General features: G+C 59.2%; 16 protein-coding genes. 9 read left to right on the top strand and 7 right to left on the bottom strand.

The features are described from left to right. The 5 genes from prmC to AACR93_RS01625 form a co-directional block, all read left to right on the top strand. On the top strand, positions 1-648 hold a 648-nt coding region (prmC, locus tag AACR93_RS01605; RefSeq protein WP_043852168.1), incomplete at its 5' end, for a peptide chain release factor N(5)-glutamine methyltransferase. Positions 649-705: 57 nt separating this feature from the next. Beyond that, a complete protein-coding gene (locus AACR93_RS01610; RefSeq protein ID WP_081849396.1) occupies positions 706-1095 on the top strand; it encodes a SirB2 family protein in 390 nt (129 codons plus the stop codon). 12 nt (positions 1096-1107) lie between these two features. Beyond that, entirely contained in the window at positions 1108-1908 is an 801-nt protein-coding gene (locus AACR93_RS01615) for a SirB1 family protein (protein WP_033115322.1), read from the top strand. Between the two features lie 104 nt (positions 1909-2012). Then, positions 2013-2867, top strand: coding sequence for a 3-deoxy-8-phosphooctulonate synthase (kdsA, locus tag AACR93_RS01620; RefSeq protein ID WP_041210704.1), 855 nt, complete (start codon positions 2013-2015; stop codon positions 2865-2867). Between the two features lie 348 nt (positions 2868-3215). Beyond that, the gene (locus AACR93_RS01625; protein ID WP_043852169.1) at positions 3216-4496 is read left to right on the top strand and encodes a dicarboxylate/amino acid:cation symporter; all 1281 of its coding nucleotides are present in this window, start codon (positions 3216-3218) and stop codon (positions 4494-4496) included. Between the two features lie 99 nt (positions 4497-4595). Here AACR93_RS01625 and grcA read toward each other — a convergent pair whose 3' ends face one another. Further along, positions 4596-4976: an autonomous glycyl radical cofactor GrcA gene (gene grcA, locus AACR93_RS01630; protein WP_033115325.1), complete on the bottom strand. Its 381-nt coding sequence runs from the start codon at positions 4974-4976 to the stop codon at positions 4596-4598. 379 nt (positions 4977-5355) lie between these two features. On the opposite strand from grcA, the gene AACR93_RS01635 reads away from it, so the two are divergent. The 3 genes from AACR93_RS01635 (at position 5356) to AACR93_RS01645 (ending at position 7467) form a co-directional block, all read left to right on the top strand. Next, on the top strand, positions 5356-6096 hold the full coding sequence (locus AACR93_RS01635) for a substrate-binding periplasmic protein (RefSeq protein WP_043852170.1): 741 nt from the start codon (positions 5356-5358) through the stop codon (positions 6094-6096). A gap of 69 nt (positions 6097-6165) precedes the next feature. Beyond that, positions 6166-6843, top strand: coding sequence for a uracil-DNA glycosylase (gene ung / locus AACR93_RS01640; protein ID WP_041210707.1), 678 nt, complete (start codon positions 6166-6168; stop codon positions 6841-6843). A gap of 72 nt (positions 6844-6915) precedes the next feature. Further along, complete coding sequence (locus AACR93_RS01645; RefSeq protein ID WP_033115328.1) at positions 6916-7467, top strand: hemerythrin domain-containing protein; 552 nt, start codon at positions 6916-6918, stop codon at positions 7465-7467. An 85-nt stretch (positions 7468-7552) separates the two neighbouring features. Here AACR93_RS01645 and ygjK read toward each other — a convergent pair whose 3' ends face one another. The 4 genes from ygjK to AACR93_RS01665 all read right to left on the bottom strand — a co-directional run bounded on the left by ygjK (position 7553) and on the right by AACR93_RS01665 (position 13034). Next, positions 7553-10033, bottom strand: a complete 2481-nt coding sequence (ygjK, locus tag AACR93_RS01650; RefSeq protein WP_043852171.1) for an alpha-glucosidase — start codon at positions 10031-10033, stop codon at positions 7553-7555. A 195-nt stretch (positions 10034-10228) separates the two neighbouring features. Then, positions 10229-11029 carry an AraC family transcriptional regulator gene (locus tag AACR93_RS01655; protein WP_043852172.1) on the bottom strand — a complete coding sequence of 267 codons (801 nt, stop codon included), beginning with the start codon at positions 11027-11029 and terminating at the stop codon, positions 10229-10231. 10 nt (positions 11030-11039) lie between these two features. Beyond that, positions 11040-11576, bottom strand: coding sequence for a YbhB/YbcL family Raf kinase inhibitor-like protein (locus AACR93_RS01660; protein ID WP_043852173.1), 537 nt, complete (start codon positions 11574-11576; stop codon positions 11040-11042). Between the two features lie 201 nt (positions 11577-11777). After that, positions 11778-13034, bottom strand: coding sequence for an adenylosuccinate synthetase (locus AACR93_RS01665; RefSeq protein ID WP_033115332.1), 1257 nt, complete (start codon positions 13032-13034; stop codon positions 11778-11780). 172 nt (positions 13035-13206) lie between these two features. On the opposite strand from AACR93_RS01665, the gene AACR93_RS01670 reads away from it, so the two are divergent. Further along, positions 13207-14133 carry a LysR family transcriptional regulator gene (locus AACR93_RS01670; protein WP_043852174.1) on the top strand — a complete coding sequence of 309 codons (927 nt, stop codon included), beginning with the start codon at positions 13207-13209 and terminating at the stop codon, positions 14131-14133. 73 nt (positions 14134-14206) lie between these two features. On the opposite strand, the gene AACR93_RS01675 is transcribed toward AACR93_RS01670, so the two are convergent. After that, a complete protein-coding gene (locus AACR93_RS01675; protein WP_043852175.1) occupies positions 14207-15505 on the bottom strand; it encodes a TAXI family TRAP transporter solute-binding subunit in 1299 nt (432 codons plus the stop codon). A 60-nt stretch (positions 15506-15565) separates the two neighbouring features. Beyond that, positions 15566-16213: aminotransferase class I/II-fold pyridoxal phosphate-dependent enzyme (locus AACR93_RS01680; protein ID WP_043852176.1), on the bottom strand; the 648-nt coding region annotated here is incomplete at its 5' end.

Here is a 16213-nt window from a genome sequence, read left to right on the forward strand (position 1 = left end):
GGCGAGCCCATCGCTCATCTCGTTGGCGAGCGGGAGTTCTGGTCGCTGCCCCTGAAAGTGAGTCCGGCGACCCTGATCCCGCGCCCCGATACCGAGGTGCTGGTGGAGCAGGCGCTGGCGAAGATCCCGCAAGGGCCCTGCGCCGTGCTGGATCTCGGTACCGGCACCGGCGCCATCGCGCTGGCCATCAAGTCCGAGCGACCCGAGCTCGATGTATGGGCGGTGGATCGCATGGCGGACGCTGCCGCACTGGCGCGTGAGAACAGCGCAGCGCTGGGGTTGCCCATCGAGGTGCGTGACGGCAGCTGGTTTGCCCCGCTCGATGAGCAGGCTCCCCGTTTTGCGGTGATTGTTTCCAATCCCCCCTATATTGATGGCGCCGATCCCCATCTCGAGCAGGGTGATGTACGCTTTGAACCTCGCTCGGCGCTGGTGGCGGACGAAGCGGGGCTGGCGGATATCCGCCACATTGCGACCCATGCCCCGGCCTATCTGCACAGCGAAGGGTGGCTGCTGCTGGAACATGGCTGGGATCAGGGGATGGCGGTGCGCCAGCTGTTGCAGGATCTCGGCTATCGCAACGTAACCACAGTGCGCGATTACGGGGAGAACGAGCGGGTCACTCTGGGCATGTGCCCGGCCTGCTGAATCTCTTAACTACCGGTTTGACGGGCAGGGGCGCGGCCTCTGCATCGAGGATTGATATTGAATAGCTATCTTGTGCTCAAGCATCTGCATCTCACCCTGATTGGCGGGGCTGTGCTGATGTTTATGCTGCGTTTTTACTGGGTTCAGGCCGGTTCTGGCCGAGCGTTCAGCGCACCCGTGCTGAAAACCAGCGGTCTGCTCAACGGACTGGTGGTGCTCTCCGGCATACTGCTTTGCGTGGTGCTGGGTCTCAACCCGCTCAATAACGGCATTCCCTGGCTCAGCGAGAAGCTGACGGGGATCCTGGTATTGGTCTTTCTGGCGGCGATGGCGCTGCGGCTGGCCAAAAGCAATCTGGTGCGCTGGTGTTCCTTTCTGGGGGCGCTCGGCTGGATCTACTTTATTGCCAAGTTGGCAGTGCTCAAACAGGCGAGTTTGTTCGGTTAAGGCATGAAGAGCATGTTACGTATAGACGAATGGACCGATTTTGAAGCCCATGAGCTGACCGAGCTGGCCCTGGCGGTCAGCGACGAAATCTATGGCTCGGCCGAGCAGGGGATCCGCGAGCTGCAGCTGCTGGACGAGTGGCTGGACGAGCAGATCGAAGAGGGCACCTGCGACGAGGTGCGCCAGCAACTGCTGCGTGGTTTCTATCAGAGCCTCGGGTTTTACGGCGACTGGCAGGATTACTTCTCGGCCGACAACTGTGACATCAATCAGGTGTTGTTGCAGCGCAAGGGGATCCCGGTCAGTCTCGGTATCCTCATCATCCAGCTGGGACGCAAGCTCGGGCTCGATGTAGAGGGGATCTGCTTTCCGGGTCACTTCCTGGTGAGCTTTGCCGGCGGCGAGGGGGAGGTTTATGTCGATCCCTTCACCGGCGATGAGCTGAGCCTGGCCCGTATCGAACTGCTGCTGCGCGGTGCGCTCGGCGATCTGGCCACCCTGACCCCGGACTACCTGCAGCCCTCTGGCCAGTGGGAGATCATCGAGCGGCTGCTCAATGTCAGCAAGGGCGCCCTGCTGCGGGAAGACCGCATGTCCGAGGCGCTGCGCTGCAGCGAGTTGTTGCTGCGGATGAAGCCGGGCGATCCGCTGGAGACGCGGGATCGCGGCTTTATTTACGAGCAGCTCGATTGTCCCCGTCAGGCTGCCGACGACTTTGAATACTTTATTGAACAATGCCCGGACGATCCGGTAGCCGACGTGCTGAAAGTGCAGCTGGCTGCGCTGGATTTGACCCCCAAGCCCCTCCATTAAGGATGGCTTGGTACTGCAACAGAAGAATATCTAGGCCGCTGCGCCCGGTCGCAACGGACTAACTTGGCTTCAGGCCCCAAGACCCATAATTAAGGATGTCTTAGATGGAACAGAAGAATATCAAGATCAACGAGATCAACGTTGCCAATGACAAACCGTTTGTGCTGTTTGGCGGCATGAATGTGCTGGAGTCTCGCGACATGGCGATGGCGGTGTGCGAGAAGTACGTGGAAGTGACCAGCAAGCTGGGCATCCCGTTTGTCTTCAAGGCGAGCTGGGACAAGGCAAACCGCTCCTCCATCCACTCCTATCGTGGCCCGGGTCTGGAAGAGGGGATGAAGATTTTCCAGGAGCTGAAGGCGACCTTCGGCATGCCGGTGATCTCCGATCTGCACGAGCCCCATCAGGCCAAGCCGGTCGCCGAGGTGGTCGATGTCATCCAGCTGCCTGCCTTCCTGGCGCGCCAGACCGATCTGGTAGAGGCGATGGCCCGTACCGGCAACGTCATCAACATCAAGAAGCCGCAATTCCTGAGCCCAAGCCAGATGAAGAACATCACTGACAAGTTCGAGGAGTGCGGCAACGATCGCCTGATCCTGTGCGAGCGCGGCGTCAACTTCGGTTATGACAATCTGGTGGTAGACATGCTGGGTCTGGGTGTGATGAAGAAGAGCACCGGTGGCTATCCGGTTATCTTCGACGTAACTCACTCCCTGCAGTGCCGCGACCCGCTGGGGGCTGCATCCGGCGGTCGCCGCGAGCAGGTCACCGAGCTGGCGCGTGCCGGTATGGCGGTTGGTCTGGCCGGTCTCTTTATCGAATCCCACCCGGATCCGAAAATTGCCCGCTGCGATGGCCCGAGCGCGCTGCCACTCGACAAGCTGGAAGGCTTCCTCAAGCAGATGAAAGCGATCGACGATCTGGTCAAGGGCTTCGAGCCGCTCGATACCTCTGTCTGATTGGCTCCATAACGCTGGTTAAGACTGACAAGGCCCCGCATGCGGGGCCTTGTCATTGCCTCAATCCCCTCTGTTTTCCCCTCATGTCAGACTGCTTCCCCCTCATTGCGTACCACCCATCAATTAATAATCAGTGAATAAATATTTATAAATGGTTACTAATGTTGCGTGATCGGTGTCGCTTAACTCCATTTTTTAACATGAGATGATGGCGCTACAGTCACCAGAGCACGGCATCAGCAGATCCAGGATTCGTTACGTCTCCTGCGGGTTGCTTTTGTCTGATGCATCGGGGCTGCATACCAATAAAACAGAACAACACACCGACAACGGAAGGGATGAAGCAGCATGAGTAAAAAGATTATGGGCAGCCTCTATTTTCAGGTACTGCTCGCCATAACCCTCGGGGTATGTCTTGGCCACCTCTATCCCCAATTGGGGGCCGACATGAAACCCCTTGGCGATGGTTTCGTCAAACTGATCAAGATGATTATCGCCCCCGTCATCTTCTGTACCGTGGTGACAGGGATTGCCGGTATGGAGAGCATGAAGGCCGTTGGCAAGACCGGTGCCATCGCCCTCGTCTATTTCGAGGTGGTCAGCACCATCGCCCTGATCATCGGGTTGTGCGTGGTGAACCTGCTGCAGCCGGGGGCCGGCATGAACGTTGATCCTGCCGCACTGGATGCCAGCGCCATCGCCGTCTATGCCGAGCAGGCCAAGTCACAGGGGATCATTCCATTCCTGCTCGACATCATTCCGGGTAGCGTGATCGGTGCCTTTGCCAGCGGCAACATCCTGCAGGTGCTGCTCTTTGCCGTGCTGTTTGGCTTCTCCCTGCACCATATCGGTGAGAAGGGGAAAATTATTTTCGGGGTCATCGAGAGCTTCTCCACCGTCATCTTCGGCATCATCAACATGATCATGAAGCTGGCGCCGGTAGGGGCATTCGGTGCCATGGCGTTTACCATCGGCAAATACGGGGTGGGTTCTCTGGTGCAACTGGGCCAGCTTATCGCCTGCTTCTATCTCACTTGCCTCTTCTTCATCTTTATCGTGCTGGGCAGCATCGCCAAAGCCTCCGGTTTCAGCATCCTGCGCTTCATCTCTTACATCCGCGAGGAGCTGCTGATCGTGCTGGGTACTTCCTCCTCCGAGTCAGCTCTGCCGCGCATGCTGGACAAGATGGAGAAGCTGGGTTGCCAGAAATCGGTAGTAGGGCTGGTTATTCCGACCGGTTACTCCTTCAACCTGGATGGCACCTCCATCTATCTGACCATGGCTGCCATCTTCATCGCTCAGGCGACCAACACCCCGCTCGATCTGTTCCATCAGATCACGCTGCTGGTGGTGCTGCTTATCTCCTCGAAAGGGGCGGCCGGGGTCACCGGGAGCGGCTTCATTGTGCTGGCTGCGACCATCTCCGCAGTTGGCCACCTGCCGCTGGCCGGTCTGGCGCTGATCCTGGGGATAGACCGTTTCATGTCGGAAGCGCGGGCGCTGACCAACCTGATTGGCAACGGGGTTGCGGCCGTGGTGGTGGCAAAATATTGCAAGCAGCTGGATGTGAAGAAAATGGAGGGCGTGCTGGGCCGCAAGGGCGGGGTTCTGGAAACCGAAAAGGTGTAACGGAGCTTGTCAGGCTGAACGCAACGCAATAAAAAAACGGCCCTCGGGCCGTTTTTTAGTGACATCCATGGATGCCATCACTTCATGACAGAGCGTGAATTACAGGCTCTGGGTGAAGGTACGGGTAACAACGTCACGCTGCTGTTCCGGGGTCAGGGCGTTGAAGCGCACTGCGTAGCCGGAAACGCGGATGGTCAGCTGCGGGTACTTCTCCGGGTTGGCGATGGCATCTTCCAGAGTTTCACGACGCAGCACGTTGACGTTCAGGTGCTGGCCACCTTCAACGGCAGGTTCAGCTTGAACCGGCAGTTCGCGGTATTCGAACTGACCCAGATCAGCCAGTTGAACTTCCTGATCGGCAGCAAAGGCGTCGCCTTTGACACAGATGCAGCGAGCCTGTTGCTTCTCTTCGTCCAGCAGCCAGAAAGAGTTCAGCAGAGCGGTGTTGGCGGCCTGGGTGATTTGAATGCCTTTGATCATGGTATGACTCCTCAATGGGAACGCGAATCCAACTGTAAGGAAATTACCCTGATGTATTTAAGCTACCGAGGATATCGACGACTTAAAGGGCCCTTGCCTTACACCTTTACTTTGTTGGGGTCATATATACCACGGTGGTAATATTACCAAAATTGATCCAGATCAATAAAAATCGACAAATCGCCATTTCAATGGGATTAAATTCTTGAGTTGAATCAAAAATAGGTCATTTTTCTGATTTTGTAAGATATCCAAATTATGCATCTTTTATCTTTTAAATCTAGTAATTTAACTACACCTTATGGCGTTTGTGGTGCGTATCAGGGAAGGCTGACTCGAGAGAACTACACTTGATGGAAAATAAAGAGGAGAGTCGCGGGTGAAGAGTGGGTGGCAAAAATGGCGCTGGCTGATAGTGGTCTGCTGCCTGGTTGTGGCTGGAATGGTGCGGGCCGAAACAGTCCGGATCGCCGTGGGCGAATGGCCGCCCTATATCAGCGAGTCTCTGCCCGAGCAGGGGTTCCTCTGTCAGGTGGTGCGCGAAGCCTTTGCCGCCGAGGGGCTTGATGTCAGCTTTCACTTTTACCCCTGGGCTGAAGCCTACAAGCTCACTCTTGCCGGGGATTATGTTGTGACCATGCCCTGGTTTCGTTCTCGCGAACGTGAACAGAGCTTCTATCTCTCCGCATCGCTCGGCCAGTTCACGACCCGTCTTTTTACCTTGTCCGGTTCGCCGGTCGTCAATCTCGGGGAGATCAACCACGAGCCGGTGGGGGTGACCCGCGGCTATTTTTACGGGGATGGTTTTGCCGCCCGTCAATCCGAACTGGCTCTTGAGTGGTCTGATTCTGATCAGGAGAGCCTTGAGAAGCTCGTCGCCGGCCGTATTCGCTATCTGGTGATGGATGAGCAGGTGGCCAAGGCCCTCTTCCTGCAGATGCAATCCCGCCATCCCCGGGCGCTGTCGTTGACCAGCGCCCCTGATCCTATCTGGTCTCAACCCGGTTATCTGCTGATGCGCAAGGCGGATCCCGATGCGCGTCGTCTGATGCTGCTGTTCAATGCGGGTCTGCACAAACTGGAGCGTTCCGGGCGGCTCGCCAGGCTCTGGAAAGTGTGAGTCACGGTTGCGTCTTGCGGGCGGCGCCCCTATCCTGACTCCTTCGCCGTATCAAGTGAGGAGTTCGGGGTGCTGACCTGGAGTGATGTGATTGGCTCTGAAAAAGAGCAGGACTATTTCAAGAGTACGCTGGCGACTGTCAGGGCAGAGCGGGAAGCGGGCAAGGTAATCTATCCCCCTGCGGCCGATGTGTTCAATGCCTTCAAACTGACCGAGCTGGATCAGATCAAGGTCGTCATCCTGGGGCAGGATCCCTACCATGGCCCCAACCAGGCGCATGGTCTCTGCTTCTCCGTCCTGCCCGGCGTGCGCACGCCCCCCTCTCTGGTCAACATCTATAAAGAGATGCAGCGCGACCTGCCAGGTTTCGTCACACCCAACCACGGTTTCCTCGAATCCTGGGCCAAGCAGGGGGTATTGTTGCTCAATACCGTGCTGACGGTGCAGGCCGGTCAGGCTCACTCTCATGCCCATCTGGGTTGGGAGACCTTTACCGACAGGGTTATCGAGCAGATCAATGCCAGCTGCAACGGGGTGGTGTTCCTGTTGTGGGGTTCCCATGCCCAGAAGAAGGGGCGTTTTATCGACCGGCAGCGCCATCATGTGCTGACGGCCCCCCATCCCAGCCCCCTCTCCGCCCATCGCGGTTTCATCGGTTGCGGTCATTTTTCGCAAACCAACCAGCTGCTGGAGCAGCAGGGCAAGAGTCCCATTGAGTGGCAATCTGTCTGCCGCCCACTTGATTGAGTGCAAAGTTCGGGCGACAAATGACCGTATACTCAGGAAAATAACATCTTATTTCAGCGCCAAGGAGTGCCCATGTTATCGAGTCTGCACAAGGATCACCTCAACATCGCCCGACTGCTGGAGCTGCTCAAGCAGAAGCTGGCAGCCATTCATGCCGAGCAGCCCATCAGCTATTTTCTGGTGCGCGACGTCATCGACTATCTGCGGGAGGTTTCTGACAAGTACCACCATCCCAAGGAAGACCTTATCTATGACTACTACCTGAAATACCGGGTGGTGGAGGGGGAGGTTGCTAACCGGTTGCAGGAGGAGCACGTCAAGCTGCTGGAGGCAGGTGGCGAGCTCAAGGAGATGGTGGAGATGATCCTGATGGATGCAGTGATCCCGCTCGACCAGTTCACCGCCAAGCTGGAGCGTTTTGTTGAGCTGCAGGAGGCGCACATGAATTACGAGGAGGGAATCATCTTCCCCCATCTGCGCGACTCTCTGACCGAGGATGACTGGCGTCATCTGGAGCAAAACTGGCAAAACCGTGCCATCGGTGACCCCCTGTTCGGGGCCGAAGTGAGCCAGAACTTCCAGGCACTGGCCAAACGCCTCTCTCTGCCGCTTACCACTCACTGACAGAAACTCTTGCGGCCAGCAATGCCGCCTGTCAGCCAAGCATAAGAAAGGCCTCCCTATGGAGGCCTTTTGCATATGCGCAGCTTTACTCCTGCGGCTTGAGAAAGTTGCGATAGAGCATATAGAGGTGGGCCGAACTCCAGCTGAAGTTGCTGGCTCCCTGCATAGCACCGCTCTCCGGGTTGTAGTTCTCGCGGATGGGGCCGCTGCCGGCCAGCCCTTCGGCGTTGGCAAACAGCTTGTTGACCAGCATCTGGGCATCGCTGCGATAACCGTAGTTCTCCAGCCCCTTCACCCCGAAGTAGAACTGATCCAGCCATACCCGGCCGCGCCAGTAGATGTTGGGGTCGTAGGCCGGGTTGGTCAGCGCCGCCGTGCCGAGCGGTACCTTGGTGTTGAATTCCTGAGAATTAAGCATCACTTCGCGCACTCGTGCTGCTTTTTCCTGGTCGGCGACTTCGGCCCAGAGCGGGCTCCACCCCTCGGGGCCGCGGCCGCGGGCGGTCAACAGCTTGCCGACACAGCCGTTGCTGTCGGCTACATCACCAGCAGCGATCTGTCGGTCGTAATAGAACCCGGAGGCGTCATCAAACATACAGGTGTTGATGTAGCTGGCGAGCTTGGTCGCGCCATCGCGGTAGCGGCTCGCATCGCCCGGCTTGCCGAGCAGGTCGGCCATATCTGCCAGAATGCGTTTCTCCTTGGCGAGGAAGGCGTTGAGCTCTACCGACTCCTGATCGATGGAGAAGCCGATAAGATCGCCACTGTCCTGATGGTTTTCAAAGAAGAATACGTTCCAGTCCTTGCGTGCCTTGGCTATATCGCCGCCATAGGTCTTGTCGGCATATCGCTTGAGCTGATCCGGCTCGATAAAGCCGAAGCGGGCTGCGTTGTCCATACCGGACTCCCAACCGGCGCCGTGTTGGGCACCGATATCCATATCGCTGTAGCCGCCAACACTCAATACCTGCTGGTAGAGCGCCATGCCGGTGCAGCCATACCAGTTATCTCCCTCGTTACTGCAACCTGAGAGTGAGATGCCCCCTGGCACGCCGTTGGCATACTGTACCTTGAAGGTGATATTGCCGTACTCGTCGTTATGTTCGACGTGCTTGGTAGCACCATATTCGATGATGCCGTTGCGGTTGTTGTCCCGCGCACGGTACCACCAGTCGTGGTAGGCCTGCAGCTTGGGATACATCTCGGCGATAAAGGCCTTGTCCTTGGTGGCGCTGTAGATCTCCCAGATAGCCCAGGCTGAGAGGGGCGGTTTGGTGTCGCGCTCGTTCCAGTTGCCGCCATCGCCACCGCGATCCGATTGCTTGTTGTAGAAGACGGCGTCTATCACCATGCCGGCATCCTGCGGACGAACCGGGTCATTGGCCTGGATCTGGTAGTCATACATGGCGCGTACGTTGTTTTTGGCCACTTCCGGGTTGAAGTGAGCCATGGCGTAGGCGTGCTTCCAGCTGTCCCAAGCCCAGACGCCGTCGAACCAGCGAGCGGTATTGGAAGGGGTCACCCCGTCGTGCAGGATGGCGCCAGCCGGCGAGCGCCAGTTGCCGTTGAGGGTCTCCATCGCCTTGACCGCGATGCGTCGTTCCGATTCCGGGATCCCCTGATTGGAGAGACCCTTGGCAAGATAGCCTTCCCAGCGGCGGATGGAGTCGGCGAAGTAGGTCGCCGGGTCGGCCAGCAAGGCCTGACGGCTCTGCTGGTAGCGGTTGGCATCCTCAGTGGAGTGGAGGTAGCTCTGCAGGGTATAGATATCCTCACTCCCCTTGGCCGCCAGCTGTATGGTGGCTTCGCTTTGGTAGCCCAGTGCCTTTTCGTCGATGGTGGTGCGGCTTGGCAGAGTACGTTCGATGCGGTAGCGAGCGCTGCCGCTCTGCATGATGTTCCAGGTACTGCGCAGCTTGCCGAACTGGAACTCAACCCCCTGCTTGTTCTGGCTGATGGTGCGGGTCCAGTCAGGATACTGCTCGGCGATCGTCTTCTTGGCATCCCACTGGTTGAGCAACTCCCCCTGCCAGTTGAGGTTGAGGGTGAGCGGGGCATCGGTGTGGTTTTGCAGGCGAGTGCGGATCAGAGCTGTGCGGGCATCGCCGTAGCGCAGCTCCAGCTCCAGCGTGAAGGGCTCGAACTCGAAGCGTTGCACCAACGCACCTGGAATGGCGTACACCTCTTGCTTGCTGGCGCTGGTGAGCGGGAAAGCCCGACCGCTCGCATCGCTCAGGGTGAGCTTGTCCAGCTCGCTTGCGAAGAAGAGGCTGTACTCCTCCGAGATGACCATGGGGCCGGTGAATCCCCCCCACTCCTTGTCGCTGGCTGGCAGCAGGAAGCCGTGCCAGGCGCCCAGATCGAGCAGCGGGTTGTATTTGAGGTTGGAGTAGCTGTCAAAGTCGCGGAATTGGGTCGGTGTTCCCCGGCGGTCGATCACGTCCTTGTACTGGATGGCCTGCTCCGGTTTGGCGACGGTGCTGCTCTCTGTCTGGTTATCGTTGCAGGCAGTCAGTCCGAACAGGGCGGTGCCGAGGGCTACCGAGAGTAAAGTTTTACGAAACATTTCTCACTCCAATTCCGTTTATGTAGGTTAAGAGGAAGGTTTTTTACGCTTATTTTTAGTGAAAAGGTTTTCGGTAGCCATTGTATGGCAAGGGAAAAGGGAGCGTTGGCGCGAGATCACATTCTGAAGAGGTGGCAATGTGAGCACGATCACCTGGTTACATCAGGTTACACAATGGATTTATTTAGTAATATTTTACTTTGTGTTACCGAGTCGTACGGCAGGGCAGGTTTGCAGGTATTGGTAAGGGGTCAGGCCAAACTCCTGTTTGAAGCGGGCGGCAAAGCGGCTGAGGGAGTCATAACCGCAGGCGATGGCTACCTCTTGCAGGGAGAGTGATTGTTGCAACAGGGTGAGTGCATGGCTCATCCGTACCTGAGCCAGCAGGTGACGGAAGGTGCGCCCTTCGGCTGTCAATTTGCGTACCAGCGAGGCGCGGCTCATCGAGAAGTGAGGGGCAACAGTTTCCAGCGTGTGATCGGCTCCGGGCTCAACGCCGAGGTAACGGGCCAGCCGCTCGCCGAGGGTCATGGTACTGGCGGGAAAGAGCAGATGAAGCGCGCCAGCAGCCCTCAACTCCGCATAGAAGGCTCGCAGCAGCTCGGTCTGGGTCGCCTCACTCAGCCCCCGCTCGGCCATAGTGCTGATCATCTCGAAACAGTAGGTGAGGTTTGTCGTCACCTTTATTGCGGGGTCTGCCATCGCCTGAGTGGCGGAGGGCGTATCGGGCAGCCACTCGGCGGGGGGCTGCGTCAGCAGGGTAAGGACATGGGAGCGAAACTTCTCCTGCTCCGGCTGGTTGACGAAGGTGAGCTGGTGACCCGCCGGGATCAGCAGCCAGCTCTCCTTGCCAAACGAGAGACGTCGCTCCTGCCACCAGAGCAGCTTCCTGCCCTGTTTGACCCAGATGATGGTCGGCGCATAGATGAGTACACGGTGCAGCGGCTGCTGGCGGATCCCGAGATAGTGGTGCTGTTGCAGCAGAGGCGTGCTCATCCGGTTGCTCCTAGGGGGTGACGAAAGTGGCGGTCAGGGTGGCTTTGCCGAGGGCCATGCTGTTGAGCATGTAGCCTACCATGGCTGGCGGGGTGTCTGCTTTTACCTCCAGATTCTGGGGCAGGGCCCAGGCGGTGAACTGATAGCGATGCATGCCGTGGCCAGCGGGCGGGCAGGGGCCGCCGTAGCCCTGGCTGCCGAAGTCGGTCTTAAGCTCCAGTCCCTGCTTGAGCTTGCCGGAGGCATCGCTGGCGAGCTCGCTCTGGGTAGCCGGCAGGTTCACCACCAGCCAGTGCCACCAGCCGCTGCCGGTGGGGGCATCGGGGTCATAGGCTGTGATGGCAACGCTTTTGGTGCCGGCCGGCAGATCCTGCCAGCTCAGTTGGGGTGAACGGTTGTCGCCGCTGCAGCCAAAGCCGTTGAAGCTGAAGGCTTTGTCCATCAGCTGGCCTTCGTGGATATCGCTGCTCTTCAGGGTCATGGCAAAGGCTGGCATGGCCGTCAGGCAGAGTAGTGGCAGCAGGGCGCTGTGTTTGAACAATTTCATCGGGTGACTCCTCGTGTGGTAACGGGTTCACTTTAGCGAGGGTGGCGCAGGATGTTGTTGCAGAACGACTCAATGTGCTGTCGATTGCAGAGTTAATTGAGCCTTTTGGTTGTTTTTATGGCGAGAGGGTAAATCGCAGCCATAAAAAAACCGGCATCATGGATGCCGGTTCTTCACTGTGCTGACAGTTGAGCGCGCGGATTAACGCAGGATCATCTCGTCACGGCCCGGGCCGACGGAGACCATCGGAACCGGTACGCCCAGCAGCTCTTCGATACGCAGTACGTACTGCTGGGCTGCTTTGGGCAGCTCTTCGAAGGTGCGGCAGCCGGTGATGTCTTCGCTCCAGCTTTCCATCTGCTCGTAAACCGGCTTCAGGGCAGCGGTTTGCGGCCAAATCGGGTTTTCAGTGTGGGCACCTTCGTAGGCCACGCAGATCTTCAGATCCGGCAGACCGGTCAGGCAGTCCAGCTTGGTCAGGGCGACTTCGGTCGCAGCCTGCAGCTCGACACCGTTCTTGGTGGCAACGGCATCGAAGTAGCCGACATCACGGGGACGACCTGTGGTGGCGCCGAATTCGTTGGCGATCTTGCGGAACTCGTCCTGGTTCTCCATGGCAGTCAGCAGGGTGCCGGTACCGACGGAGGTGCTGAATGCCTTGGCAACAGCGATGACGCGCTCGGGACGCAGGCCCGGCAGACCGCCACCGATGCCGGCGTAGGCACCGGATACGTGGGAGGAGGTCACCCAGGGGTATTCGCCGTAGATCAGGTCACGGCCGGCGCCCAGCTGGGCTTCGAACAGCAGGGTCTTGCCTTCGGCCTGCAGCTCTTTGAGCGGCATGCTGACGTTGCAGACAGAGTCGATCCAGGGAGCGGACACTTCCAGCAGCCAGTCAGCCATCTCCTGGGCAGTCTGGTTGAATTCGAAGGTCGGATAGAGCGCTTTAAGTTGCGGCAGTTTCCAGTCGAGGAAGAATTGAATGCGCTCGACCAGTACTTCCGGCTGCTTCAGCCAGCCAACCAGGATCGCTTTCTTCATGACACGGTCACCGTAGGCCGGCGCGATGCCCTGACGGGTGGAACCGTAGGCACCGTCACCCAGACGTTGCTCTTCTAGGGTATCTTCCATGGCGTGCAGCGGCAGGCAGAGGGTGGCGCGGTCAGAGATGGCCAGCTTGGGAACGACACCGGAGGCTTTCACTTCGTCGAGTTCGACGGTGAGCTTCTCGGGGCTGATCACCATGCCCGGGCCCAGTACGACCAGACAGTTCGGGTTGAAGACACCGCTCGGAACCTGGTGCAGCTTGAAGGTGCCAAGGTCGTTGACGACGGTATGGCCGGCGTTGTTGCCGCCCTGGAAGCGAATGCTGGCGCCAGCTTGGCCTGCCAGATAATCCACGATGCGGCCTTTGCCTTCATCACCCCAGTTGGCACCTACGACTACGATAGACGACATGACTCTTTCTCCTAAGACGTTAGGCGTTCATCCTAGGAGCCTGCTGCGGATTAGAAAAATTAATTATCTTTATAGTTCCGATAATAAAACCATATAATGATGGCTAATTTATCGGCATGTGGCCGCAAGATTGCCGCGCAGAGCCCAATGAACAGTGAGTTGAGGGAGTCTTATGCTGGACATCCACTGGCTGCAAACCTTCGTCACCCTGGCCCGGTTGCAGCACTTTGGCCAGACCGCCACCGAACTGCACATGACCCAGCCCAACGTGAGTCTGCATATCAAGCGGTTGGAACAGGCGACCCGGGTGCGGCTTATCGAGCGCAGCCCCTTTCGTCTGACTCAGGCTGGCGAGCGGCTGTTGCAAAGCGCCGAGCGGGCCATCGCCGAACTCCAGCTTTGCCAATCCGACCTCAATGCCCTCAACCAGTTGAGTCAGGGGACACTGGCCATCGCGGCCAGCGACATCATCTCGCGCCTGTTGCTCATTCAGCCGTTTCAGCGCTTCAAGCGGGAGTTTCCCGGCATCGACCTCACCCTCTTCAACACCACCTCGGATCAGGCGGCGGAGCTGGTCAAAAGCGGCAAGGCGGATTTGGGGTTTGTGATGGCACAAAAGCGCAGTGAACCGCTCTTCTACACCGAACTGCAGCAGGTGACCTGGTGTGCGCTGGGCCACGGTCTCGCCCGTTGGCAGGCGCGGGCCAGAGCGGGGGAGAGCGACCCCCTCGATGAGCCGACCCTGATCCTGCTTGGCCATGACACCCGCACCCGGGCCCTTATTGATCCCTCCTTGCCGCTGCTGGCGCTCCCCCCTTGCCGCATCATGGAGGTGGGCAGCGTGGATGCCCAGCTGGACTGGGCCGAAGCCGGGTTTGGCGTCGCCATCGTGCCGGACTTCTCCCTGCATCCTCGCCTCAACCTGACCGCGCCGGTTGCCAGCCTGACCGATTTCCCGGGTACCAGCCTGGGTTATGTGGTGCGCCAGAATCAGGTGCTGTCGCGCGCCATCAAGCAACTGCTTGTCTGGGTGGAGGAGGAGATCCACAAACCCAACCCCTATCTGGCTGGGGCAGATAAACAACCCGAGCTGAGATAGGGAAGAAACCGAGATAAGCAAAAAGAGCAGCCAAGGCTGCTCTTTTTGTTTGATATACCCGCCCGGCGTCGCTTTATTGCGTCGCGGCAGCGCCGCTGGTGGCAACGGCACTGCTGCTGGCCGCTCCAGGCTCGGTTGCTGGCATGGTCTCTGCTGCTGCACTGGCTTGAATGGCTGTTGCCGCTACTTCTCCGGTTGTCGATACCGCGTCAGAGGGGGCTACCGCAGGTGCCGCTGCGGAAGTGGCAGGTTCGAGCTGGGTCGGTTGTGGCTCGGAGGCTGGCTGCGTCGTGACCGCCGAGCTACTGGCTGTGGGATCGGCGCTGGAGACGGCACCGGAAGCCACTTCAGAGGCGACCCCGGTCGAGATGGCCGCACTGGTGGCTGCAGAGGGAGCTTCACCCTCTGTCAGCTGCTCGGGGGCAAGCGGAAGCGGTTCGGGCACTTCATCCGACATGCCCGGGTGCAGCGGCAGCTCGGTCTGCGCCTGGAGCTGTTCCGGCGTCACGGTACTCAGGGCCGGGTGGAGGCGGCTGAACTGCCTGACCCGCGCCAGCAGGGTATCGCGCACGGTGCGAACGATGGGGTCCGGCAGGCTGGCCAGCGCCACCAGCTCGGCGCTCATCCCGATATTGTTGATGGCGGTGAGCTGCCCCGGATAGAGGTTGGCGGCGATCTGGCTGCGCTGGTAGTAGGGATGCTGCTTGAGCAGTTTGTCGATCTGCTCCCCTTCGATAGGGATGAGGCGCACCTGGCAGCGGCTAATCAGATCGCCGATCGCCAGGCTCGGGTGGCCCACCACCACGAAGGCGGCGTCCAGTGTGCCGTCACAGAGTCCCTCCAGCGGGGTTTGCGGGGATTTGAGCTTGTAGGCAGCAAACTGCTTGGGATGCCACCCCATGGCGCCCATCAGGGCCTGACTGGTCACCATGTCGCCGGCCCCGGCATTGCCCGGGTAGACCCGCTTGCCCTCGATATCGGCCAGAGTGGTGATATTGCTGTTGGCACTGGCCAGCAGGGTCAGCGACTCCTGATAGAGGCGAAACAGGCTGCGCAGCTTGTGATTGGCTCCCTGTCCGCTGAAGGGGCCGGTGCCATGGAGTGCGTGGTGGAGCACGTCTGATTGCACCAGTGCCAGCTGCACCTCGCCCTTGTTCAGCGCCTTGAGATTGGCCAGAGAGCCGCGGGTGCTCTGCACCGTACAACTGTCGCCATGCAGGGCGTGATCGACATTGAGCACCCGGCAGATGGCGCCTCCCGTGGGGTAGTAGACGCCATTGAGGGGGCCCGTGCCGATGGTCAGCGCCTGACTGCCGAAGGGGAGCAGGATGCCGAGTGAGAGCAGGAGGTGACGCAAAATCCGTGGGTACATAGTTAACCGCTGGCTGGTGGTGCAGGAAAAGGGGACGGGCACTGCCCGTCCTGTCAGTTGTTACTGTTTGCCGTGGCTCAGGATAGCCCGTTCCATCCGAGCCAAAGCCTCGACCAGACGCGCTTTGGTGCAGCCGAAGTTGAGGCGCACAAACTGGCCATTGCCAAACTGGGCTCCCGGCGAGAGACCGACCCCTGCCTGTTCAAAGAAGGCGACGGGATCGTCCAGCCCGAGCGCGCTCACATCGATCCAGGCTAGATACGTCGCCTGATGGCTGGCCAGTTCGACACCGGGCCAGCGGGCGACGGCCTGCTGGATCAGGGCCAGATTGGCCGCCAGATAGTCGAGTTGTTCGCGGAGCCACTGCTCGCCGCCCTCATAGGCCGCTTCAGCCGCTACAAAGCCGAGCAGGTTGACGTCGGCGCTGATGCCGCGCATCGCCTGTTGCAAACGGAAGCGCAGACGGGCATTGGGCACCACGGCAAAGGAGCAGCAGAGGCCGGCGATGTTGAAGGTTTTGCTCGGAGCCATCATCACGGCGCAGCGCTCGGCAGCCTCCTGGCTGATGGCGCCGTAGGGGATGTGGCGGGCCGACTTGTCCAGCAGCAGATCGCAGTGGATCTCGTCTGAGCAGATCACCAGATTGTGGCGCTCGGCGATGGCATCGATGGCCAGCAGCTCGTCGCGGGTAAAGACCTGTCTCTTATA

The sequence above is a fragment of the Aeromonas sp. L_1B5_3 genome (assembly GCF_963866575.1).
GTDB lineage: Bacteria > Pseudomonadota > Gammaproteobacteria > Enterobacterales > Aeromonadaceae > Aeromonas > Aeromonas jandaei.